The sequence below is a fragment of the Bradyrhizobium sp. SUTN9-2 genome, from assembly GCF_003122645.1.
Taxonomy (GTDB): Bacteria; Pseudomonadota; Alphaproteobacteria; order Rhizobiales; family Xanthobacteraceae; genus Bradyrhizobium; species Bradyrhizobium yuanmingense.
The window spans coordinates 7,338,933-7,362,177 of sequence record NZ_LAXE01000001.1 but is presented as its reverse complement, the minus strand read 5'-3'; the positions used below and the strand labels follow the sequence as shown (position 1 = coordinate 7,362,177).

The 23,245-nt window shown below is 64.2% G+C and carries 19 protein-coding genes and 1 tRNA gene; 13 read left to right on the top strand and 7 right to left on the bottom strand.

All coding sequences use genetic code 11. The features are described 5' to 3' along the window. Window positions 1–279 precede the first annotated feature (279 nt). From XF30_RS34055 to XF30_RS34020, 8 genes are all read left to right on the top strand, one after another. Complete coding sequence (locus XF30_RS34055) at window positions 280–1,371, top strand: efflux RND transporter periplasmic adaptor subunit (RefSeq protein WP_244609072.1); 1,092 nt, start codon at window positions 280–282, stop codon at window positions 1,369–1,371. After that, entirely contained in the window at window positions 1,368–4,436 is a 3,069-nt protein-coding gene (locus XF30_RS34050; protein ID WP_109145123.1) for an efflux RND transporter permease subunit, read from the top strand. The genes XF30_RS34055 and XF30_RS34050 overlap by 4 nt, the downstream gene beginning before the upstream one ends. Window positions 4,437–4,580: 144 nt before the next feature. Next, window positions 4,581–6,014, top strand: a complete 1,434-nt coding sequence (locus XF30_RS34045) for a basic amino acid/polyamine antiporter (protein WP_036011479.1) — start codon at window positions 4,581–4,583, stop codon at window positions 6,012–6,014. Between the two features lie 26 nt (window positions 6,015–6,040). Then, window positions 6,041–7,303: an arginine deiminase gene (gene arcA, locus XF30_RS34040; protein ID WP_109145122.1), complete on the top strand. Its 1,263-nt coding sequence runs from the start codon at window positions 6,041–6,043 to the stop codon at window positions 7,301–7,303. Window positions 7,304–7,421: 118 nt separating this feature from the next. After that, the gene (locus XF30_RS34035; RefSeq protein ID WP_109145121.1) at window positions 7,422–8,258 is read left to right on the top strand and encodes an outer membrane beta-barrel protein; all 837 of its coding nucleotides are present in this window, start codon (window positions 7,422–7,424) and stop codon (window positions 8,256–8,258) included. A gap of 679 nt (window positions 8,259–8,937) precedes the next feature. Beyond that, window positions 8,938–10,074: a sensor histidine kinase gene (locus XF30_RS34030; protein ID WP_244609071.1), complete on the top strand. Its 1,137-nt coding sequence runs from the start codon at window positions 8,938–8,940 to the stop codon at window positions 10,072–10,074. A gap of 60 nt (window positions 10,075–10,134) precedes the next feature. Continuing rightward, a complete protein-coding gene (locus tag XF30_RS34025; RefSeq protein ID WP_036011473.1) occupies window positions 10,135–10,767 on the top strand; it encodes a response regulator in 633 nt (210 codons plus the stop codon). A gap of 164 nt (window positions 10,768–10,931) precedes the next feature. After that, window positions 10,932–11,567, top strand: a complete 636-nt coding sequence (locus XF30_RS34020; protein ID WP_036035698.1) for a response regulator — start codon at window positions 10,932–10,934, stop codon at window positions 11,565–11,567. Between the two features lie 228 nt (window positions 11,568–11,795). Here the strand turns inward: XF30_RS34020 and XF30_RS34015 are convergent. Together XF30_RS34015 and XF30_RS34010 are read right to left on the bottom strand one after the other, a co-directional pair. Then, window positions 11,796–11,871: transfer RNA gene (locus tag XF30_RS34015), tRNA-Ile, on the bottom strand. 330 nt (window positions 11,872–12,201) lie between these two features. Further along, entirely contained in the window at window positions 12,202–13,176 is a 975-nt protein-coding gene (locus tag XF30_RS34010; protein ID WP_109145959.1) for a Bug family tripartite tricarboxylate transporter substrate binding protein, read from the bottom strand. A gap of 106 nt (window positions 13,177–13,282) precedes the next feature. On the opposite strand from XF30_RS34010, the gene XF30_RS34005 reads away from it, so the two are divergent. Further along, window positions 13,283–14,245 (top strand): TAXI family TRAP transporter solute-binding subunit, encoded by a 963-nt coding sequence (locus tag XF30_RS34005; RefSeq protein WP_109145120.1) that lies wholly within the window; start codon window positions 13,283–13,285, stop codon window positions 14,243–14,245. 187 nt (window positions 14,246–14,432) lie between these two features. Here XF30_RS34005 and XF30_RS34000 read toward each other — a convergent pair whose 3' ends face one another. Both XF30_RS34000 and XF30_RS33995 read right to left on the bottom strand, forming a co-directional pair. Next, window positions 14,433–15,647, bottom strand: coding sequence for an ABC transporter substrate-binding protein (locus XF30_RS34000; RefSeq protein ID WP_109145119.1), 1,215 nt, complete (start codon window positions 15,645–15,647; stop codon window positions 14,433–14,435). A 101-nt stretch (window positions 15,648–15,748) separates the two neighbouring features. Beyond that, a complete protein-coding gene (locus XF30_RS33995) occupies window positions 15,749–16,642 on the bottom strand; it encodes a substrate-binding domain-containing protein (protein WP_109145118.1) in 894 nt (297 codons plus the stop codon). Between the two features lie 282 nt (window positions 16,643–16,924). On the opposite strand from XF30_RS33995, the gene XF30_RS33990 reads away from it, so the two are divergent. Genes XF30_RS33990 through XF30_RS33980 form a run of 3 tightly spaced genes read left to right on the top strand, consistent with a single transcriptional unit; the run spans window position 16,925 to window position 20,882 of the window. Further along, window positions 16,925–17,752, top strand: coding sequence for an ABC transporter substrate-binding protein (locus XF30_RS33990; protein ID WP_036026620.1), 828 nt, complete (start codon window positions 16,925–16,927; stop codon window positions 17,750–17,752). A 60-nt stretch (window positions 17,753–17,812) separates the two neighbouring features. Beyond that, window positions 17,813–18,919, top strand: a complete 1,107-nt coding sequence (locus tag XF30_RS33985) for a molybdopterin-binding protein (protein ID WP_109145117.1) — start codon at window positions 17,813–17,815, stop codon at window positions 18,917–18,919. A 13-nt stretch (window positions 18,920–18,932) separates the two neighbouring features. Continuing rightward, window positions 18,933–20,882, top strand: coding sequence for a molybdopterin biosynthesis protein (locus tag XF30_RS33980; RefSeq protein WP_109145116.1), 1,950 nt, complete (start codon window positions 18,933–18,935; stop codon window positions 20,880–20,882). 41 nt (window positions 20,883–20,923) lie between these two features. On the opposite strand, the gene XF30_RS33975 is transcribed toward XF30_RS33980, so the two are convergent. Further along, window positions 20,924–21,154 (bottom strand): hypothetical protein, encoded by a 231-nt coding sequence (locus XF30_RS33975; RefSeq protein WP_036011421.1) that lies wholly within the window; start codon window positions 21,152–21,154, stop codon window positions 20,924–20,926. Window positions 21,155–21,264: 110 nt separating this feature from the next. Here XF30_RS33975 and XF30_RS33970 point away from each other — a divergent pair, with 110 nt between their 5' ends. Next, a complete protein-coding gene (locus XF30_RS33970) occupies window positions 21,265–21,564 on the top strand; it encodes a hypothetical protein (protein ID WP_109145958.1) in 300 nt (99 codons plus the stop codon). Between the two features lie 5 nt (window positions 21,565–21,569). Here XF30_RS33970 and mobA read toward each other — a convergent pair whose 3' ends face one another. Both mobA and fdhD read right to left on the bottom strand, forming a co-directional pair. Next, window positions 21,570–22,226 (bottom strand): molybdenum cofactor guanylyltransferase MobA, encoded by a 657-nt coding sequence (gene mobA, locus XF30_RS33965; RefSeq protein ID WP_192893329.1) that lies wholly within the window; start codon window positions 22,224–22,226, stop codon window positions 21,570–21,572. Next, window positions 22,207–23,097: a formate dehydrogenase accessory sulfurtransferase FdhD gene (gene fdhD / locus XF30_RS33960; RefSeq protein WP_036011418.1), complete on the bottom strand. Its 891-nt coding sequence runs from the start codon at window positions 23,095–23,097 to the stop codon at window positions 22,207–22,209. Before fdhD ends, mobA begins: the two co-directional genes overlap by 20 nt. Between the last annotated feature and the right edge of the window lie 148 nt (window positions 23,098–23,245).

The following is a 23,245-nucleotide window of genomic DNA, read 5'->3' as shown; positions in this document are numbered from 1 at the left end:
CCTTGTCGTTGAGCAATCACGTGGAGCCGCGGGTCGCAGGCTCGTCAAACCCGCCGCGGCTTTGACGAAGGGATCGCATGCGCCGCAACGGCGGCAGCTGCAGGCTTATGCACCGTCTGCGCGCTTGGGCTATCGGGTGATCGCCTGACTTCGCTGCCGGAATCTTTCGGCTCCGCCGGATGTTCGTTCACGATTGCACCCGCGGATGCTCAGTAGATTTACCGATACAAGCGGGATGAATTCTCCGCAAAATCCTCAGCGGCACGGATGGGTCGATTCATGCAGCTGCGGTCACTGAGGACGACGCTTGTTGCAGGGGTTTCTGCGCTGCTGCTGGTCGCCTGTGAGAGGGAGGCGGCGACGGTCTCCCTGCCGACGCCGGCGCGTCCCGTCCGCACCATGACAGTCGAGAAGCGGGATCAACTCACGCCCCTCACATTTTCCGGCCGCATCGAAGCCGAAGACGAAGTGAATCTGGCATTTCGAATTTCCGGTCGGCTGCACTCGAGCGACATCCGGCTCGGTGAGCGCGTCGAGGCCGGCCAGCTGTTGGCGCAGCTTGAATCGCAGGACCAACTCAGCGCGTTGCGGCAGGCGCAGGCCGCCCTTGCCGCAGCTCAGGGCCAGCTCACTCAGGCACGCAATCATTTCGAACGCCAGCAGACTCTGTTGGCGCAGGGATGGACCACGCGCGCCAACTTCGAGGCCGCGACGCAGGCGCAACAGACTGCGCAATCGAATGTTGAAATGGCCGAAGCTCAGTTGAATTCCGCCCACGACCAGGTCAGCTTCACCGAGCTGCGGGCCGATGCACCGGGCAAGATAACCGAAACGGGGCCCGCCGCCGGAGAGGTCGTCCAGGCCGGACAGACGATTGCGCGGATCGCGCGGCAGGATGGCCGAGACGCGGTCTTCGACATGCCGGCTCAATTCGTCCGCGCGGCACCGGCCAATCTGCAGGTGAGCGTCAGTCTGACCGACGATCCAGCGGTGACCGCGGAAGGACGTATCCGGCAGGTTGCCGCGCAGGCCAATCCGGTCACGCGAACCTTTGAGATCAAGATAGGACTTCGCGATCCCCCTGCCGCGATGCGGCTGGGGGCGACTGTCACGGGGCGCGTCGAGATGAGCGCCGGACCAATGATCGACATTCCGGCAACGGCGCTGACCAGGATGAATCGCCAGCCGGCGGTCTGGATCCTGGATCCCGCGACGAAGACGGTCGCCATCCGCAATGTCGACGTCTTGAGGTTCGATCAGGCGCAGGTGATCATCTCGCAAGGTTTGGACATAGGCGAGGTCGTGGTGACCGCGGGCGTCCAGGCACTTCATCCGGGTCAGCGGGTGCGCGTCCTTGGGTCGGAGCCATGACCGGGCTCAACCTCTCGGAATGGGCGCTCGGGCGCCGTGCGCTCGTCATTTATCTGATGATTGCCGCCGTCATCGCCGGCGTGCTGTCCTATCTGCGGCTGGGCCGGAACGAAGATCCTGCATTCACCATCAGGACTATGGTTGTTCAAGCGGCCTGGCCTGGAGCGACGGCCGAAGAGACGATGAAGCAGGTGACCGAACGGCTCGAGCGGCGGTTGCAAGAGACGCCACATCTGGACTTCCTGCGCAGCTTCACTCGGGCCGGTCTCACCACTATCTTCGTGAACTTGAAGGGGAGCGCCAACGCAAGGGACGTCTCCGATACCTGGTACCAGGTGAGGAAATCCATTGGGGACATCCGTCACACGCTGCCGGCGGGCATCGTGGGGCCAGCGTTCAATGACGATTTCGGCGACACGTTCGGGATCATCTATGGATTCACCAGTGATGGATTTACCCAGCGCGAGCTGCGTGACCGGGTCGAGGCGGTCCGCTCGCGTCTTCTAGACGTGCCCGATGTCGCGAAGATCGAACTGCTGGGTGCGCAGGACGAAGTGATCTTCGTCGAGTTCTCGAAACGGCAACTCGCAAGTCTCGGGGTCGATCGCACGGCTCTGATCGCCGCCCTGCAGGCACAGAATATCGTGAGCCCGGCCGGCACCATCCAGACCGGGACCGAGCGAATTTCGTTTCGGGTGTCCGGGGCGTTCCAGTCGGAGCAGGACATTGCCGACATCAACTTCAGCGCGGGCGGTCGCACGCTACGTCTGAGCGATCTCGCGACGGTACGGCGAGGCTATGCCGATCCGCCGCAACCGCTGTTCCGGGTCGGCGGTCGTCCAGCGATCGGGCTCGCGATCGCGATGCGCGAGGGCGGCGATATTCTCGTTCTCGGCAGGAACATCAAGGCGGCGATGGCAGAGATCACGGCCGATCTGCCGATCGGAATCGAACCGAGCCTCGTGGCCGACCAGGCCGTCGTGGTGGACAAAGCGATCCGCGAGTTCATGACCTCGCTGGTGCAGGCGATCGCGATCATCCTTGTCGTGAGCTTCATCAGCCTCGGCGTTCGGCCGGGCCTCATCATCGCACTGGCTATTCCGCTCACGTTTGCGATCGTGTTCCCGACGATGGAGTTTCTTCGCATCGATATGCAGCGAATTTCCCTCGGCGCTCTCATCATCGCGCTCGCGCTGCTGGTCGACGACGCCATGACGACGACGGACGCCACGCTTAATCGGTTGGCGCTGGGCGACGGCAAGATCGCGGCCGCGGCCTACGCCTTTCGCACGCATGCAGTCGCCATGCTCACGGGCACACTCGTAACGATCGCCGGGTTCATTCCGGTGGGCTTTGCAGCCAGCGCGGCCGGCGAATACACGTTCTCGCTGTTTGTGGTGGTTACGATCGCTCTCCTGGCGTCGTGGTTCGTCGCCGTCATCTTCACGCCGCTGCTCGGCGTCGCTATCCTCGCGCCGCCCAAGACCACAGCCGATGCGCCGGGAATGGCCTTTCGCCTGTACCGGCGCTTCCTGGTCCTGGCGATCCGCGCCAAATGGCTGACGATCGGCGCGACGGTTGCGCTTTTTCTCGCTTCTGTGCTCGCGCTTCCGCTGGTTCCGCAGCAGTTCTTTCCATTGTCCGACCGGCCGGAACTTCTCGTGGACATCGGCCTGCCGCAGAATGCATCGATTTACGCCAGCGAGGCGGCGGCCAAGCGCCTCGATCAAGTACTGACCGGTGATCCCGACGTTGGTCATTGGAGTACCAATGTCGGGCGCGGTGCGATCCGCTTCTATCTGCCGCTCAGCGTCGAGCTGCCGAATGACTTCTTCACCCAGGCGGTCGTTGTGGCCAAAGACGTCGCGGCACGCGAGCGCCTGCATGCCAAGCTGGAACGGTTCCTTGTGGAAGAATTCCCGAACGCCATCTCCTCGGTTTCGCCGCTTGGGCTCGGTCCCCCCGTGGGATGGCCGCTGCAGTATCGCGTCAGCGGTCCCGACGTCGAGCTCGTGCGTGACATCGCGGTCGAAGTCGCGCGGATCGTCGGCTCCGACCCGAGGGCCAAGAGCCTCAATTTCGACTGGATGGAGCCGGATCGCCAGATCCGCGTTCGCGTCAACCAGGATGAGGCGCGCCGTCTCGGCCTGAGCTCGCAGGCGATCTCAATCGTTCTGAACACCGTGATCTCCGGCCTGCCCGTGACCCAGGTGCGGGACGATATCTACCTCGTCGATGTGCTGGCCCGCGCAACGGACGAGCAGCGCGTCTCGCTGCCGAGCTTGCGGACGCTGCAGGTGCCGATCCCGGGAGGGCAGACCGTTCCGCTGAGCCAGTTTGCCACCTTCGAATACGGTCAGGAGTTTCCGCTGATCTGGCGGCGCGATCGCATGCCGACCCTGACGGTGCGGGCCGCCGTTCCCGACGAGATGCCGCCGGAGACGGTGGTCAATCGGCTGGCTCCCGCTATCGCCAAGCTGAAGGCCACTCTGCCGCGTTCGTACGATGTCGTGGTCGGCGGCACGGTGGAGGAGAGCCGAAATTCGAGGTCGTCCGTGATGGCAGTCGTACCGATGATGTTGTTCGTCATGTTTACGGTGCTGATGGTGCAGCTGCAGAGCTTCCCGCGGCTATTGATGGTCGTTAGCGTCGCGCCGCTCGGCCTGATCGGCGTCGTCGCGGCGCTGCTCGTGTCCGGGCGGCCGCTGGGCTTCGTCGCCATCCTCGGCGTGTTGGCGCTGCTTGGCATGATTAGCAAGAACGCGGTGATCCTGATCGGGCAAATCGAGGCGGAGCGCTTGCAAGGGAAGGGGCCCTGGCAGGCGGCAGTGGATGCAAGCAGCTCCCGCTTTCGTCCGATCATGCTGACGGCCGTCTCAACCGTACTCGGCATGATCCCGATAGCGCCGACCGTCTTCTGGGGGCCGATGGCCTTTGCGATCATGGGCGGCCTGCTCGTCGCAACCGTTCTAACTCTGGTGCTGCTGCCGACCTTGTATGTCGCCTGGTTCGGCGGGAAAGAAATGGCGCCAGCTTCCGATGCTTCCAGCCCGGCGCGAGGGTAATCCCGGACAGCGACTAGGTAATCACCTGATGGGCCGGGCCGAGGCCACGGCGCATGGTTCGATCTCGCAATGAGGAGGTCGGCAACGCATCGTTCGAGACATCGATGACGGCGTCGGTCTTCGCTCGCTCTTCGAGGCCATTCAATGACTGCGACGACATCGGCCCAGAAGCTCTCATTGTTCGCACTGACGGGAATGGTCGTCGGCTCCATGGTCGGCTCCGGCATCTTCTCGCTGCCCAGAACCTTCGGCACCGCAACCGGTCCCTTCGGCGCCATCCTCGCCTGGTGCATCGCAGGCGGTGGCATGTACACCATGGCGCGCGTGTTCCAGTCTCTGGCCGAGCGAAAGCCTGGTCTGGATGCCGGTGTTTATGCCTATGCGAAAGAGGGCTTTGGCGACTATCCCGGCTTCCTGTCGGCGCTCGGTTACTGGATGGGAAGTTGCATCGGCAACGTGTCCTACTGGGTCCTCATCAAATCGACCCTGGGCGCGTTCTTTCCCGTGTTCGGCGACGGCAATACGGTCATCGCGATCGTCGTAGCCTCGATCGGGATCTGGCTGTTCCACTTCATGATCCTGCGCGGGGTGCAACAGGCCGCCGCGATCAATACGATCGTCACCATCGCCAAGATCGTGCCGATCCTGATCTTCATCGTCATCCTGATCCTTGCCTTCAAGGCCGACCTGTTCCGTGCCAATTTCTGGGGCGGCGAGGGCATGCCGGACACGGGACTCTTCGAGCAGATCCGCGCGACCATGCTGGTCACGGTGTTCGTCTTTCTCGGGATCGAGGGGGCCAGTGTCTATTCCCGCTACGCCAAGGAGCGGTCCGACGTCGGCGCGGCGACGATCATGGGCTTCCTGGTCGTCACGAGCCTGATGGTGCTCGTCACCATGCTGCCTTACGCCGTGCTGCCGCGTGCGGAGATTGCAGACATGCGGCAACCGTCAATGGCCACGGTGCTGGAGGCAGTGGTCGGACATTGGGGTGCCGTCTTCGTCAGCATCGGGCTCCTGGTCTCGGTGCTCGGCGCCTATCTCGCCTGGTCGCTGATCTGCGCCGAAGTGCTCTCCGCGGCCGGTCGGACCCGGGACATGCCGCGCGTGTTCGGTACCGAAAACGCCAACAAGGTGCCGGCTGCCGCGCTCTGGCTGACCAATATCGTGGTGCAGCTCTTCGTCATCAGCACCTACTGGTCCCGTGATGCCTTCTCGCTGATGCTCAATCTCACCAGCGTCATGAACCTCATTCCGTTCTTCCTGGTCGCCGCCTACGGATTGCTGCTGGTGAAGCGCGGCGAGACGTACGAGAAGAGCGCGGGCGAGCACAGACGAGACCTGATCTTCACCGGCATCGCCGTTATCTACACACTCTTCCTGATCTACGCGGCCGGAATGAAATACCTGCTGCTATCCGCGCTGCTCTACGTGCCCGGCACGGCGCTGTATGTCTGGGCGCGGGTCCAACAGAAGGCGCGGATTTTTGCACCGGTGGAGTGGGGCATCTTCATCGTGGCTGCGATCGGCGCGGCCGTCGGCATTCACGGCCTCGCCACCGGCTACATCACGATCTAGGCGGATCGATTGCGGAGGTTGCGCTCATGACACAACAGACATCAAACGGAGCGCTTCCTTTTGGCGTTCATTCGGAAGTCGGTCAGTTGCGCAAGGTAATGGTCTGCTCGCCAGGCCGCGCTCACCAGCGTCTCACTCCGACCAATTGCGACACGCTGCTGTTCGACGACGTCCTGTGGGTCGACAATGCCAAGCGCGACCATTTCGACTTCGTGCAGAAGATGCGCGACCGCGGCATCGAGGTCGTCGAGATGCACAATCTGCTCGCGGACACCGTCGCCATCCCGGAGGCGAGGCGATGGATCCTCGACAATCAGGTGGTCCCAAACCAGGTCGGTCTCGGCCTGATTGACGAGCTCCGCGGCTATCTGGAAAGCCTCGCCCCCCGCGCGCTGGCGGAAACCCTGATCGGCGGATTGTCGACCCACGATTTCCCCGACGCACATGGCGGTGAAATGCTCCGGTTGATCCGGGAGGCGGCCGGCATGACCGAGTATCTGCTGCCGCCACTTCCGAACACGCTGTACACGCGCGATACCACCTGCTGGATCTATGGCGGCGTAACGTTGAATTCGCTGTTCTGGCCGGCGCGTCACGAGGAGCCGATCCTCGCCGCCGCCATTTACAAGTTCCATCCGGATTTCGCCGGCAAGGTCCAGGTCTGGTGGGGCGATCCGACTCAGGATCACGGCCTTGCCACTCTGGAAGGTGGCGATGTGATGCCGATCGGGAAGGGAAACGTCCTGATCGGATTGAGCGAACGGACATCGAGACAGGCGATCAGTCAGCTTGCTGCCGCTCTTTTCAGGAGAAAGGCTGCCGAGCGCGTCATTGTGGCGGCCATGCCCAAGCTCCGCGCGGCGATGCATCTCGACACGGTCTTCACGTTCGCCGATCGGGATTGCGTGCTGCTTTACCCCGATATCGTCAATAGCATCACGGCGTTCTCCTACCGGCCGGCGGATAATTCCGCTGGTATCGAGTTGCGGAAGGACGAGAAGCCTTTCGTGGACGTCGTAGCTGAAGCGCTCGGCCTCAAGAAGCTCCGCGTCGTGGAGACCGGTGGCAATGCCTATCTGCGCGAACGAACCCAGTGGGACAGCGGCGCTAACCTGGTTTGCGCCTCTCCAGGCGTCGTCTTCGCCTACGATCGCAACACCTACACCAATACGCTGCTGCGCAAGGAGGGAATCGAAGTGATCACCATCGTCGGCGCGGAGCTCGGCCGCGGCCGCGGCGGTGGTCACTGCATGACCTGCCCGATTACCAGGGATCCGGTCGACTACTAGCCGGCGGAGGAATCGACCCAGATCAACCTGTGATTTATCATCTGAACATTAACACGCCACAATCGGCGCGCAGTGTGACACGAATCCCGGTGTCCGGCTGCAGCATCGGAGGGGACCTATGCGACCGTCTGGATTTTTTCTGCCGGTTGCCGCACTGCTCGGCAGTAGTACGGCTTGGGCGGCGGACCTCGATCTCGCCGACTTCAAATCGAGCGGAGCCGCTACATCCTCCTACGCGGTTCCTTATTACCAAGCCCCGTCCTGGAGCGTCGTTGGCTCCATCTCGCCGACTTTCACCGACAACGCGCTCTTCACCCGCGATAACCGCAGGTCCGACGTCTATTACGCGCCAGACGTGAGCGTCAGGCTCGACGGGAACCTCACCAACGATCTGTCATACCGGCTCTATGCGCGGGCTCAATACGAAGCCTTTTCGCGGGAAAAGGACGGCAATTTCGCCGTCGCGCGTATGGGCGCGCGTCTGACCGAGAACTGGGACGGCTGGCGCTTGTCTGGCATTTACGAAAATCGATATGATTTCGATGGCATCTACCGCGATCTCGCCTTCACGTCCCACGACGTGATGGGCTCAGTCGCGCGCGATTTCCGCGTTGGCAACGCGACGTTCTCGCCACTAGTGCTTTTGACCTACCGTTTCTCCGATCTGGCCGAGGCGCGCCGCTGGCGCTTTGACGCCGTGCTCGGAATCGAGGTCAAGCTTGATCCCAGATGGTCGATCGTCAGTACGCCCCTGTTCGAAGCCTATTGGTTCACCGATGGACTCAATACCGGTCGCCAGGATCAGCTCTATTCGGTTGACCTCGGCCTGAAGTACAACGTTGCCAACAACGTGTCGCTCACGACGACCGTGCTCTACGAGGCACGAACCTCGAACGTCCCGCTGCGGCGATACAGGGACGTTCGGATCGGGCCTCGCCTGGACTTTGCCTTTTAGAGGTGCTCGAGAGATGCCGGCAAGACGCCTTCTAATGCTGACCTGCCTCATCATCTCAAGCATGATGACGACGGTCGTGCTGGCCGATCCTCGCGATGCGGTCGATCGTAGCCACCGACTCGATACCGATGCACTTCGGGATGATGCCGCGACGCGCCGTCTGGAGCAACCATCTCACCCGCTCGCAATTGCGCCGGCCCCGGCGGCACCGCCCGCGAAGGCGACCAGAAAGAAGAAGTCGGACACGAGCAGTAGCCGATAGCCCTGGCGAACCTGTCAGCGCATTAGGGGGGAACGGTGGAGGACGCCCGGCGACCACGGAATGGCGGCGCGACGATGCCATTGGGGCTCGTTCGCCGCGCATCGCCATTTTTACTCTCTATTGCATCGGATTTGAGATTCGGCGGCCCTTGACGAAGGCCAAGATTTCAATCCCCCATGAATACTACCTCATGTTGAATGAGCGGTTCGCTGGGTGTATAGTTGATTGACCCCGCAGGTGCGCTATTCCGAATTCGGTGGAGGATTTCTCGCCGGCAGGGTGGGGAGAGACCCCGCTATTGTCGTCGTGGCCAATATCGGGAGTCGCCGGAATAGAGTGAGTAGTACAGTGAAGCCACATGGCTCCCCCGCCAGAGAGTCGAGGCAAACCAGTCCCAAGCGCTGGCTGCGCGTAGGTTTGCAACCATCGACCGAGGAGCTTTACTGGAACTCTTCTGCAGATCTCCTCTTCGTCGCGCGCCCCTCCTTTTGCGGACATTTCGTCTACGAGAGCATCAATCCGGCATTCGAGTCCCGGCTCGGCGTATCGTCGCGAGACGTGCTCGACATGGATGTATCCGATTGCCTGAGCGCGGATGACGCGAGATCTGTCTGCGAAGCACTTCGGGCGAGCCTCGCGGAGAAGGCTGAGATCAGGATCCGGCAGCGGCTGGCGTTTGGTGGTTCATCCCGCACGAGGGAAACGACGGTCACGCCGATCCTGGATCCCGCGACCCGCGGTGTCGTCCGGTTGATCGGCTGCCATCGCGAGGCGCGCGACGTTCGCTTCGAGGACCCCACCACATGGGGGAACGGGCTGGATGTCGAAGCTGGCCTGCTGTCGCTTCAGGAGAGCATTCAGCAGCGGATCGCTTCCGATCTCCACGATTCGACCTGTCAACATCTGATTGCCGCGAGTCTCGGCTTGATGCGGATCCGCGGCCACCTTGACGGCACACAAGCCGCCGAACGGATCTGCGACGAAATCGACGCGTCGATTGATGAAGCGCTCCGGGAGCTCCGGGCTTTTGCCTATCTGCTGCATCCGCGGGATCTGACGGGTGACGGATTGAAGGCCACGATCGAAGGCTACGCGGAAGGGTTCGCGGCGCGCACCTCGTTGCATGTGAGGGTGAACATCGTGCCGGAGGTCGATGGGTTACCTTATGAGGCCCAACGCTCGCTGCTGCGCGTTGTTCAGGAGGCTCTGACGAACGTCTTCCGTCACGCAAAAGCGACGGAGGTGGCAATCGTCATCGATGTTGTCGACAGTCGTTTCCAATTGATGATCAGCGACAATGGACGCGGTCTTCCCCACCCTGGCAGGCCGGGTGCCGGGACGCTATCGAGCGGCGTCGGAATTCCCGCGATGCGAGCAAGACTGCACGGGATCGGAGGTACGTTGGCCATCCAGTCCAGCGGGATGGCGCCGCATTCCGGTACCGTGCTGTCCGCGGTCTTCCCGCACGTCCTTGCAGTGAATCGGCGCAATCGACGAAGGACCACGACCAATACGAGGGCCGATACCGGCACACAATCAGCGAAAGAACACTAGCCAGCGGCGGCGGGTCGAAAGTGTGACCCGAACCGCCGTCAAGAATAGGGAGTGTGCTGCATGAAACGTATCCTCATAGCCGACGATCACGAAGCGGTGCGATCGGGTTTGCGGGCGGTCCTCGAACAGCGGGCGGACTGGGAAGTGGTGGCCGAGGCCACTGACGGGGGCAAGGCGGTCGCCGCGGCGATCCAGAGCCAGCCCCACGTCGCCATCCTGGACTTCTCGATGCCGAGGATGACCGGCGTGGAGGTGGCGCGGCGTATGAGGGACTATCGGTTGCAAACCGAGATCCTGATCTTCACCGTGCACAATTCGGGTCTGATAGCGCAGCAGGCGTTCGAGGCCGGCGCCCGCGCTTTCTTGGTGAAGTCTGATGCGAACAAGCTGCTGCTGGCGGCTGTCGAGTCGCTGCTGATGCATAGGCCGTTCTTCTGTACGAATAGCATTATCGAATACGATGGCGGGCCGGGCCCCCACGGCGAACGACACCACCATGGGCTGACCTCGCGCGAGCAACTCGTCGTCAAGCTGGTAGCCGAGGGCTACAGCAACAAAGGGATTAGCGCGATCCTCGACCTGAGCGTTAAGACGACGGAGGCACATCGTGCAGCGGCGATGCGCAAGCTGGAGGTAAACTCGACGGCGGGCCTCGTGCGTTACGCGGTGCGGAGCGGACTCGTCGAGGCCTGATCGCAAGCCGTGGCGATCCGTGGCTGTCAGTACCTTCGCCTGCATCTCTCAGGGTTTTGCTGGATAACCGTTCTTGTGGGACGCCGTATCATCGTTCGACCTGACCGCCGATGACCGCTCTAGTCCACCTGGCTTGGCCGAGGGTAGGCAAACGGGAACGACCCGTGAAACGCATCTTGATTGCGGACGACCATGAAATCGTGCGTTCCGGACTTCGCGCGATTGTTGAAACGCGGTCCAACTGGATCGTGAGCGGCGAGGCGACCAATGGTGAGCAGGCGGTCACGCTTGCGCTGGAAACCAGGCCAGACATCGTGATCGTCGATTATTCCATGCCGATCATCAACGGCCTGGAGGTCAGCCGCCGCCTCAGAGCGCTTCACGTTCAAACCGAGGTGCTTATCCTCACGATGCATGAAAGCGAGGAGCTGCTGACAGAGGCCATTCTGGCCGGAATCCGCGGCTTCCTGTTCAAGTCCGACGCTCGCAACCATCTCATTTCCGCGGTCGAAGCGCTGCTCGACGGCAGACCCTACTTCACGAGTGTTCTGCTGGAGAAGCTGCTCCGCGACTACCAGGCGAACAAGCAGAACCGGGCCGACATGCTGCTGACCTCGCGCGAGGAGAGCGTGGTCCAGCTGATCGCAGAGGGGCACACCAACAGGTCGATAAGCGCGATCCTGAATCTGAGCGTCAAGACGGTCGAGACACACCGCGCCTCGGCCATGCGCAAGCTCAGGATGTCCTCCACCGCCGAGCTGGTTCGGTATGCTGTCCGCAAGCGGCTGGTTTCACCTTGAACGAGCGGGGAGCGCTTTCGCCTGCTCGCGAAAGATCGAGAGTGCACCGTCGAGTGAACGGACGCGAGAAATACCTTCGCATGCTTACTTTGATGTGTGGCGTTGGCTTGCCGAGCCGAAGCTTGCCGCGCCAGTCCGTCTTTGCTTCCGCTGCGCTCCGGCTACGACACCGCGCTTGCCCCTCGTTCTCCGCTTGGCTGCGCCACGCGTAGCCCGAAGGGCGAAGCGTGGTGGGCCCGGCAGGACTCGAACCTGCAACCAGACCGTTATGAGCGGCCGGCTCTAACCATTGAGCTACAGGCCCCGCCGCGAGGCGGCCGCAGGTAGTGCGGCCGGCAACGGTGCGCGGTTCGTTTACAGGGCCTGAGGCGGGGGTGCAATGCTGGCGCTGGTGGATGGGAACGCCGGCACGGCATCATTGATAAATTACGAAATTGGCGATGATGCCTGTATAACCCTGTTTTGCCCGACGAAGCAAACCGCGTTTTCGCAGGTTTTTTCGACGTGGGTGGTAACCCATTGAAATCACTGGCCTCGTCTACTGTGCATGGGGTTGTTTTCGCAAACTTTGTCTGAGAGGGCCTTTTGGCCCCCTCAGATGCGGTGCGGGCGAGCTCGGCGGCACGGCCGCTGCCTAGTCCACCGAGACCCCGGCGAACTCGACCACCTTGCGCCACTTCGCGGTCTCGTCCGCGACCAGCTTGCCGAACTCGGCCGGCGTCATCGGCTTGGGGATGCCGCCAGTCTCGGCGAGCTTTGCCACCAGCTTCGGGTCCTTCAGCGCTTCGCCGACGGCTTTGTTGAGGATCTCGATCACCTCAGGCGGAGTGCCCTTCGGCGCGGAGATGCCGTAGAAACCGACCGATTCGAAGCCTGGCACGGTCTCGGCGATCGCGGGCACGTCGGGCACGCTCGGCCAGCGCTGCGGCGAGGTCACGCCCAGCGCGCGGACGTTGCCGCCCTTCACCTGCTCCATCGCCGAGGGCAGATTGTCGAAGATCAGCTGCACCTTGTTGGAGATGATGTCGGGGAAGGCGATGGCCGAGCCGCGATAGGGCACGTGCACCATGTCGCACTTGGTCATGACCTTGAACAGCTCGGCCGACATGTGCACCGAGGTGCCGTTGCCGGAGGAGGCATAGGAGATCTTGCCGGGATTGGCCTTGCAATAATCGATGAACTCCTGAACCGATTTCGGCGGAAACGCGTTGGAGACGACCAGCATGTTGGTGAGCTGCATGATGCTCGCAACCGGGGTGGTGTCGCGCAAAAAGTCGAACGGCAGCTTCTTGTAGAGCGAGGTCGAGATCGCGTTGTTGGGCGCGACGAACAGCAGCGTGTAGCCGTCAGGCGGGGCGTTGATCGCAGCGGCAGCGGCGATGTTGCCGCCTGAGCCGGTGCGGTTCTCGACGATGAATTGCTGGCCGAGCCGCTCCGACAGCCACTGCGCCATGATCCGCGCCACGATGTCGACCGGGCCGCCGGGGGAAAAGCCGATCAGCCAGTGTACGGGACGATCGGGATAGGCTGCGGCGGCGGGAGGGGTGGCGCTGAAAAGACCCGACAGGACTGCGAGCCCGAAAACACTGTTACGCAAAATTCGCAACATGACACCTCCCATTGTTCTATTGTCGTTGGCTGCATGCTTTCACAAAAACCGGCGGCTGCCTACTTCGCCGCAAGTCGGTGTTGACGCAGGCCCGTCAGGGGCGACCATGAGATTCGCGATGATCCTTCTCGGTGCGGCGCTGCTCGCCAGCCCCGCCGCCGCCCAAACCGGAGGCACGGCCATTCCGACCGCGACGATCAGCTTGGGAACAGCGACGCCCGGCGGCGGCTTCCCGCTCTATGGCAACGCCTTCGCGGAGGTGATGAACGCGGCCGATCCGCATCTCACCATCGCCCCGCGCAACACCAAGGGCAGCAACGAGAACATCCCGCTCTTGGAAAAGGGCGAGCTCGATCTCGCACTGGTTGCGGGCGAGCCGGCCTATGAAGCCTTCGCCGGCATCGGCCATGCGAAGGTAGCGCTGAAGATCCTCACCGCGATCTATTCCAACCCCGGCATGTTCGTGGTGCGCGCCGACAGCCCGTACACGACCATCCGCGATCTCGTCGGTCAGCCCGTCGCGTTCGGTGCCAGGGGCTCCGGCCTGCCGATCCTGGCGCGCTATGTGCTCGATGGTCTCGGCCTCAAGCAGGACGAGGACTTCAAGGCTGTTTATCTCGACCGCGCCGGCGACGGCCCCGCGATGGTGGAGGACGGCCGCGTCGCTGCGCTCTGGGGCGCCGGCGTCGGCTGGCCCGGCTTTGCCGCGGTCGCTTCGAGCGCATCCGGCGCACGCTTCATCGCGCCAAGTGCGGACGAGATCGCGCGCATCCGCGCCAGGCATGCCTTCCTGAAGCCGCTGACCGTGCCGGCCGGCTCCTACCCGAAGCAGACCGAGCCGATCGCCTCGCTCGGTTCCTGGAGCTTCATCCTCACGCGCGAGGATCTGCCCGACGACGTCGCCTACCGCCTCGCCAAGACGCTGCACGGCAATGAGGCGACGTTCTGCAAGAAGCTCGCCCAGGCCTGCGAGACCACCGCCGCGAACACGGTCGCGGCCGCGCCGAGGCCGGAGCTGATCCATCCGGGCGTGATGAAGTATTTTCGCGAGATAGGGGTGGTGAAGTAGCTCTCTTACTTCCCTTCTCCCCTTGTGGGAGAAGGTGGCGCGAAGCGCCGGATGAGGGGTTGTCTCCGCGCATTCAAATGAGACTTGGGCTCGCGGTGAGAACCCCTCACCCGGCTTCGCTTCGCGAATCCACCCTCTCCCGCAAGGGGAGAGGGTGCACCGTCAGTGCGGCTTCACCTTTACGCGGTCACTTCTTCACCAGCGGACACGCCGGGTCCGGCGGGCCGAACGCCTTGTCGCCGGAGATGGTCGTGAGGATCTTGTAATAGTCCCACGGATATTTGCTCTCCTCCGGCGTCTTCACCTGCACCAGCCAGAGGTCGTGCACCATCAGATTGTCCTCGCGAAGCTTGCCGTTGCGGGCGAAGAAATCCTCGATCGGCTTCTCGCGCATCTTGGCCGCCACCTTCAGCGGATCGTCGGTGCCGGTCTCCTTGATGGCGTTGAGATAGTGCATCACGCTGGAATAGACGCCGGCCTGCCACATCGACGGCATCCTGTTCATCTTGGCGAAATAGCGCTTCGACCATTCGCGCGTCTTGTCGTCCATGTCCCAGTAGAACGAGGTGGTCAGCAGCAGGCCTTGCGCAGCCTGCAGGCCGATGCCGTGGATGTCGGTGATCAGCGCGAGCAGCGCCGCCATCTGCTGGCCGCCCTTGAACACGCCGAACTCGGCGCCGGTCTTGATCTCGTTCATGTTGTTGGGGGGACCGGCGGCAATGCCGATGATCTTGGCCTTGGAGGCCTGCGCCTGCAGCACGAAGGAGGAGAGATCGGGTGTTGCCAGCGGCGGCCGCACCGAGCCCAGCACCTTGCCGCCATTGGCGGTGACGACGGCGGAAGCGTCGCGCTCCAGCGAATGGCCGAAGGCGTAATCGTCGGTGATGAAGAACCAGCTGTCGCCGCCGCGCTTGACCACGGCGTCCGCGGTGCCGACCGCGAGCGCGCGGGTGTCGAACACCCATTGGATCGCGTAAGGCGAGCAGAACTTGCCGTGGAAGTCCGCGGTGCCGGTGGAGTGGGTGATGAACAGCCGCTTCTTCTCGTTGGCGATGGTCTGCACCGCGAGCCCGACCGCCGAGACGGGCACGTCCACGATCAGATCGACCTGCTCGACGTCGAACCAGCGCCGCGCCAGCGAAGCGCCGATGTCGGCCTTGAGTTGGTGGTCGCCGATCACGACGCTGATCGGCTTGCCGAGCACCTTGCCGCCGAAATCGTCGATCGCCATTTGCGCCGCGGTCACCGAGCCCTGGCCGGTCGGCGCCGAGGCCGGGCCGTTCATGTCGGTGAGCACGCCGATCTTGACGACGTCGTCGGAAACCTGCGCCGACGCCGCGCCGGACAGCAGGGTTGCCAGCAAGGCGGCCGCGACGGGCACTCCAAGTCTGATTGGGTTCACGCTCGTCCTCCCTGATCCGGCTCATTGGCCGGTGTTGCTTGTCCGGGTATGGCCCGGTCGAATTGGTTTCTTTTGCAACTATTAGGGGGCTGGCGTCAATGTCAGGCTGCGAAGCGGATCTGCCCTGCGGGGGAGGGATCGTAGCCGGTCAGCTCCTCCGCGCGCTGGCGCAGCCGCCGCTCGTTCAGGAAGCGGAGCAAGGCCTGCATCGCGGGGCGGAAATAGCTGCGCTGCCGCATCGCGAGGTCGAAATTCTCCCAGACCAGCGGCACGAAATCGAGACCGGCCGAACGCGCCGCGGCGCGCGTCGCGATGCCGCAATCGGCCTGGCCGGCGCGAACCAGCTCGGCCAGATCCGGGCCGGTCAGCGCCGGCGTCTCGATCCGGCGCAAGTCCCGCATCGAGGCGCCGGCGCGCTTGAGCAGCACGTCGAGCAGCATCTGCGCGCCCGTGCCCTGTTGCCGCATCGCCATCCGGGCCCCGGCTGCGAGCACGTCGGTCAGGCTGTGCAGGCGCTTGGGATTGCCGTGCGGCAGCAGGAGACCCTCTTCGCGGCGCACGAACGCGATCAGCACCGCATCATGCAGGTCCGGCGTGGTCCGCAGCGCTTCGATGCTGGCATCGTTAGCGAAATTGTCGCCGGCATCGAGCGCGTGGAAGTGCACCGCCGCAGCCATCACCTCATTGCGCTGCAAGCGCTCGAGCCCGCGCGCGCTGCCCTCGCTCATCGATCCGAGCCCCGAGCCGGACTCGCGCAGGCTCCAATCGAGCAGTTCGTCGTGGCTGCCGCCGACGACCGGCGGCGGCTCGGCGATCAACATGCCGGCCGGACGCGCAAGGCCCGACAGGACCCAGAGGTCGAGCTCGTGCCGTGGGAACAGCCATTTCCCCGTCACCTTGCTGCAGGGGATCGCACCGGTGGTGACGAGCTCGTAAAGCTTGCGTTCGCCGAGCCGAAGGTAATCGGCGGCTTCGCTGGTGGTCAGGAATTCCATCCTGCATTCCTATGCAAATTCTTGCTTCTTTTTGACGTCCGACGCAGGTGGAATTCTGCATTTCAGATATTTGTCGCAGGGAACCATGCCCGATCATCTCGCTGCTTTGCAACACATCCGCACGCGCGATCTCTGCTTTGGTGAACGATCCTAAAGAGATCGCGCGCCCGGTGCGCCGCGATGAAGTTGCCGAAATTTCCCGGCCGGCAGCGCAAAAACGCGTCACGAGTGCGGCGCAATCGATCATCATCATGACGGCGTCAAACCTGAGGGAACCCGATCATGGGCCGCCTGTCCGTTGCACTTGCGCTTCTCTGCGGCCTTGCCGCAGGCGTTGCGGCTTCGGCCGCGGAGGACCGCAGCATTGTCCTCGCTTCGACGACGGCGACGCAGGAATCCGGGCTGCTCGACTATCTGCTGCCGATCTTCCGCGACAAGACCGGCATCGACGTCACCGTGATCGCGCGGCGCGCCGACGAAGTGCTCGATGGGGCGCGGCGGGGTGAGGTCGACGTCGTGCTGATGCACGCGCGGCCTCAGGAGGAGAAGTTCGTCGCCGACGGCTTTGGCGTGAAGCGATACGACGTGATGTACAGCGACTATGTGCTGATCGGGCCGAAGAGCGATCCCGCGGGCGTAAAGGGCAAGGACATCGCGACGGCGCTGAAGGCGATCGAAGCCAAAGGCGCGCCGTTCGTGACGCGTGGCGATCGGTCGGGCACTCATGCCGCGGAGCTCGCGCTTTGGATCGTTGCCGGCATCGACATCGCGAGCGCCAAGGGCGCCTGGTATCGCGAGGCCGGGCCCGGCATGGCCGCATCGCTCGGGGCCGCGCGCGCGGCCAATGCCTATGTGCTTGCGGATCGCGGCAGCTGGATCGCGTTCAGCGATCGCGGCGATCTCGACATCGTCGTCGAAGGCGACCGGCGGCTGCTCAACCAATATGGTGTGATGCTGGTGAACCCTGCGAAGTTCCCGAACGTGAAGAAGGACCTCGCGCAGACCTTCGTCGATTGGCTGACATCGCCGGAGGGGCAGACGGCGATCGCCGGCTACAAGGTGGACGGACAGCAGCTGTTCTTCCCCAATTCGGACAGGTCGGGCGGCTGAGGGTTGAGGCCGGCACCGCCGGCGGTTGCCAAACCGGACGATGCATGGTCCTCATGGCGCATGACCCAGCGCCTGCCGCCTTCGCTCACGCCGCTCGACACCGCGCTCGCCGCGCTGCTGCAGGGCGTTGATCCCGTCGCGCCGATGGACGTGCCGCTGGCGGACGCAATCGGCTGCATCGCGGCGGGTGCGCCGCTGCTTGCCGCCTATCCGTCGCGGGACGTTGCGGCCGTGGATGGTTGGGCGCTATCTGCCAACGATCTCGTCGGGGCCTCCGCTTACTCGCCTGTGCCGCTGGCAATGGCTCCTGCATGGGTCGAGGCGGGCGAGGCGCTGCCGGCGGGATGCGACTGCGTGCTCGATGCCGACGCCGTGGAGACGTCGGGGCCGCTTGCCCAGGTGCTCGCAGAGGGCGCGCCGGGGCAGGGTGTCAGGCGCGCAGGCAGCGACATCACCGCGCGTAGGGCCGTGGGGGACGCCGGCCATCCCATCCGTGCGGCGGACCTGTTGCTGGCGCGTGTGGCGGGCGGGGACAAACTCGCCGTGAGGCGGCCGCGGCTGCGCATAGTCAATGTGCCGGGTGGGACGGTCGCGGCGCAGACGATTGCCGGGATCGCGCACACAGCGGGACTGGATGTGGAAACGCATCCAGCGCGTGCGCGCGATGCAGCGTCGATTGCCGATGCGCTCGATGCGTCCTCCTGCGATGTCCTGCTGACCATCGGCGGCAGCGGCGTCGGCCGCCAGGACGCCGCCATCGCCGCCCTCGCCCGGCGCGGCGAGGTGATGGCGCACGGCCTTGCGCTGCAGCCGGGACGCACCGCTGCGGTCGGACGGTTGGGACGGGTTCCCGTCGTCGCCTTGCCCGGCTCGCCCGATTCCGCGCTTGCAGCTTGGCTTGCACTCGCGCTGCCGCTCGCAGACCGTTTGTCGGCGCGTCGGCCGCGTCGAAAAGTGTCGCTGCCGCTTGCGCGAAAGATCGCCTCCAGCGTCGGCATCACGGAGATCGCTTTGCTGGCTGAGGAACATCGTGCCTGGATGCCGCTTGCCGTGGGCGAATGGCCGCTTCAGGCCATCGCCCGTGCGGACGCATGGCTGCTCATTTCCGCCAGCGACGAGGGATTTGCGGCAGGTACGCCGATCGATGCGTATCTGATGCGGGCGTGATAAGGGTTCTGGCATGACGATGATCCCGAAATCACCGGACCGCAGCGCGCTCGAGCAGGAGCAGTTCCTCAAGATCCTGTCGCGCGAAGAGGCCTTGGCGCGCTTCGAGGCGGCCTTGTTCCCGCGCGCGCTTCGAACTGAAACGCGCAAGCTCGCAGCCGCGCTGGGCGCTGCCCTCGCCGAAGATATCACGGCAACGATCGACGTGCCGCCGTTCGACCGCTCCAATGTCGACGGCTTTGCCGTGCGCTCCGCCGACCTTGCGGCGGCCGGCGAGGGCGCGCCCGTGCGCCTCGCGCTGAATGGCGAGACCGTTCATTGCGGGACCGCGCCGACGCTGCAGGTGGCGGCCGGAACCGCAACGGCGATCGCCACCGGCGGTCCGTTGCCGCGCGGCGCCGATGCCGTGGTGATGGTCGAGCACACCCAGCCGGCCGGCCAGGATGCGATCGATGTCCGTCGCGCCGTGTCGCCGGGGCAATTCGTCTCGTATGCCGGGTCCGACATTGCGCGCGGCGAGGCGCTGCTGCGCGCCGGCACCATCATCGGCTCGCGCGAGATCGGCATGCTGGCGGCTTGCGGCATCGCCGAGGTGGGTGTCGCGCGCAGGCCGCGGGTTGCCGTGATCTCCACCGGCGATGAGCTGGTTCAGCCCGGCGAGGTGCTCGGGCCCGCCGAGATCTACGATACCAATGGCGCCATCGTCGCGGCCGCGGTCGACGAAAACGGTGGCGAGGCCGTCTTCCTCGGCGCTGTTCCGGACGACGAAGCCAGGCTCGAAGCCGCCATGCGCAACGCGCTTGCGGAAGCCGACATGCTGGTGCTCTCGGGCGGCACGTCGAAAGGCGCGGGCGACCTCTCTCATCGCATCATCAGCCGGCTCGGCGCACCCGGCATCATCGCCCATGGCGTCGCGCTCAAGCCCGGCAAGCCGTTGTGTCTTGCGGTGTGCGACGGCAAGCCTGTCGTGATCCTGCCGGGTTTTCCGACTTCGGCGATGTTCACCTTCCACGACATGATCGTGCCGGTGCTGCGCAGGATGGCCGGACTGCCGCCGCGCTCCGATGCCAAGGTGAACGCGACCGTGCCGGTACGCATCGCTTCCGAGCTCGGCCGCACCGAATTCGTCATGGTCTCGCTGGTTGAGGGCAGGGAGGGCCTCATCGCCTATCCCTCCGGCAAGGGGTCTGGTGCGATCACGTCCTTTGCTCAGGCGGACGGCTTTCTGCGCATCGACGCACTTGCCGACCAGATGCCGGCCGGCACCGAGACCGAGGTGACGCTGTTCACGCCGCATGTGCGCGTGCCGGATCTCGTCATCGTCGGCAGTCATTGCACCGGCCTCGATCTCGTCACCGCACAGCTCGCGCATGCTGGTCTCACCGTGCGCTCGATCGCGGTCGGCAGCCTCGGCGGGCTTGCAGCAGCCAAACGTGGCGAATGCGATCTCGCGCCGATCCACCTGTTCGACGATAGAAGCGAGACCTACAACACGCCCTATCTCGTCGAAGGTCTCGAGCTCGTGCCAGGCTGGCGGCGGATGCAGGGCATCGTCTTCCGCAAGGACGACAAACGTTTCGAAGGTCTTGGTGCAAAGGACGCCGTTGCGGCGGCGCTCGCTGATCACGCCTGCATCATAGTCAACCGCAACCAGGGCGCCGGCACGCGCATCCTGATCGACCGGCTGCTCGGCGGCGCGCGGCCGGAAGGCTACTGGAACCAGCCGCGTTCGCACAACGCGGTGGCGGCGGCCGTCGCGCAGCACCGGGCCGATTGGGGCATGACCATTGCGCCGGTCGCCCACGCCGTCGGCCTCGGTTTCATTCCGCTCGCGGAAGAGCATTATGACTTCGCGCTGGTGAGTGCGCGAAAGCAACGGCCGGCAGTGCAGGCGTTTCTCGACGCACTCGGCTCCAACGAGGTACGCGCGTCGCTCGCGCGAGCGGGCTTCCGGCCCGCATAGACGAGGGACCACGACGCGTTCGAGCCATGAGAGGTCTACGGCTACGATGCCTGGTCGGTACGGCTGGCGGCCTGAGCGGCCTGCTCTCGCTTGCGCTCACGATCCTCGGCCTCGGCAAGCGCGCGCCGCGCGGCGGGTGGCAGCGGCTTTGGATCCGGCGGCACCTCGACGATGTCAGGCTTGCTCAGCTGCCTCGTGCGATCGATCGTCTCGGAGAGATCGAAGACGAAGTCGACGAATTCGAAGATCGTATTCAAGAGAGGGGCGGCCATGGCTTCGTCCGGGGAATGTCCAGACCTGTGGTCGCTCCCGTTCCAGGTCCGGTTCAAGACGTCATGAACTTGGCGGGGCGCCGCAGCGACCAAGGAACATGAGCCAGGTCATGACTGCATCGACGCCCCTCAATTTCCGCAAGATCGCTGCTCTCGTCGCGGCGGCCGGCACGCTGTTCTGGCTCTACACCTTCCATTACATCGCGAATGTTCCGCCCGGGGACGGCAGCGGCTTTCAATGGCTCGCGGTGTTTCCGCTGGGCATGGTCTTCGGGGCGTTCTTCCTGCCGGCCTGGGTGCTGGTTGCGATCGGCCGTTTGCCGCGCTTCACCACTGCCGTCGGCATTTGCGGCCTGATCGCCTTCGCGATCATCTGGGCGCAGCTCCTCAACGAGTTTCCGAAATCATAGAGTCGCTAGGATGCGTCATCCAGCGCCGCCAGCCGCTCGGCCTCGGCAATGTCCTCGACCGTGTTGGCATTGAAGAACGGATCGAGCGGCTCGTTCGGCCAGGTCACCGTTGCGAGCGGATAGCGCGCGGTCCAGCGGTCGATCTTGCGGAGGTCTTCGTCCACGAGCGCGTGGCGCAGCTCCTCGCGCAAGGCGACGCGCCACAGGCCGATCACCGGATGCGACTGCTCGCCTGAGGCTGCGACCGCAAGCTGCGCATTCTCACGCGCGCGCGCCTCATGCAGGCGCGCGACGAGGTCGCGCGGCAGGAACGGGCAGTCGCCGGCGGCGCTGAGCACCCATTCGATCTGCGGCCGGTTCGCCGCGGCCCAGTCGAGCGCCGCGAGGATGCCGGCGAGGGGACCCGGGAAGCCGGGCACGTCGTCGGCGACGACCTGCAAGCGGAACGCCGCAAAGCGGGCGGGATCGCCGTTGGCGTTGAGGATCAGTCCGCTGCACTGGGGCGAAAGGCGCGCGATCACGCGTTCCAGAATGGTGCGGCCGCCGATGGTGCGCATCGGCTTGTCGCCGCCGCCCATGCGCCGCGCGAGCCCACCGGCGAGCAGCACGCCGAGAGTCGGCGGAACACGCGCCGCGGAAATGTCAGTCGTCACCGCCTTCACCCTTGCGCTTGTGCTTGGCCGATTCCTCTTCGACATAAGCGAGGTTCTGGTCGTAGACGATACGCTCTTCGCCTGCGAGCGCGATGAAGCGCTTGCCGCGGGTGCGCCCGACCAGCGTCAGGCCGACCTGCCTTGCCAGATCGACGCCCCAGGCGGTGAAGCCGGAGCGCGACACCAGGATCGGAATGCCCATGCGCACCGTCTTGATCACCATCTCCGAGGTGAGGCGCCCCGTTGTGTAGAGGATCTTGTCGGACGCGTCGACGCCGTGGCGGTACATCCAGCCCGCGATCTTATCGACGGCGTTGTGGCGGCCGACATCCTCGGTGTAGCAGAGCGGGGTGCCCTCCTTGCACAGCACACAGCCGTGGATCGCGCCGGCCTCGAGGTACAGAGAGGGCATGGTGTTGATGGTCTGCGTCATCTGGTAGAGCCAGGAGGTGCGCAGCTCTGCCTTAGGCAGCGCGACGCTCTCGACCGCCTCCAAGAGGTCGCCGAAGGCGGTGCCCTGCGCGCAGCCGGAGGTCTGCGTGCGCTTCTTCAGCTTGGCTTCGAAATTGGTGTGGTGTGAGGTGCGCACGACGACCACCTGGAGGTCATCGTCGTACTCGACCTCGGTGACCACGTCGTTATATTTCAGCATGTTCTGGTTCAGCAGATAGCCGAGCGCCAGATATTCCGGGTAGTCGCCGATCGTCATCATGGTGACGATCTCCTGCGCGTTCAAATAGAGCGTCAGCGGCCGCTCCATCGGCACCTTGATTTCGACCCTGGCGCCGGTCTGGTCCGTACCGGTCACGCTCTGGGTCAGGCGCGGGTCATCCGGATTGGGGACGATCAGGGGCACCGGGGCTTTGTCGATCTTCATCATGGCGGCGAGGTTAGCATGACATTCGGGTCAAGCTGATATAGGCATGGAGGGGAGAGAGCGAAATGCCACCTTGTCGTCATTGCGAGCGCAGCGAAGCAATCCAGGATCTTTCCGCAGCGGCAGTCTGGATTGCTTCGCTGCGCTCGCA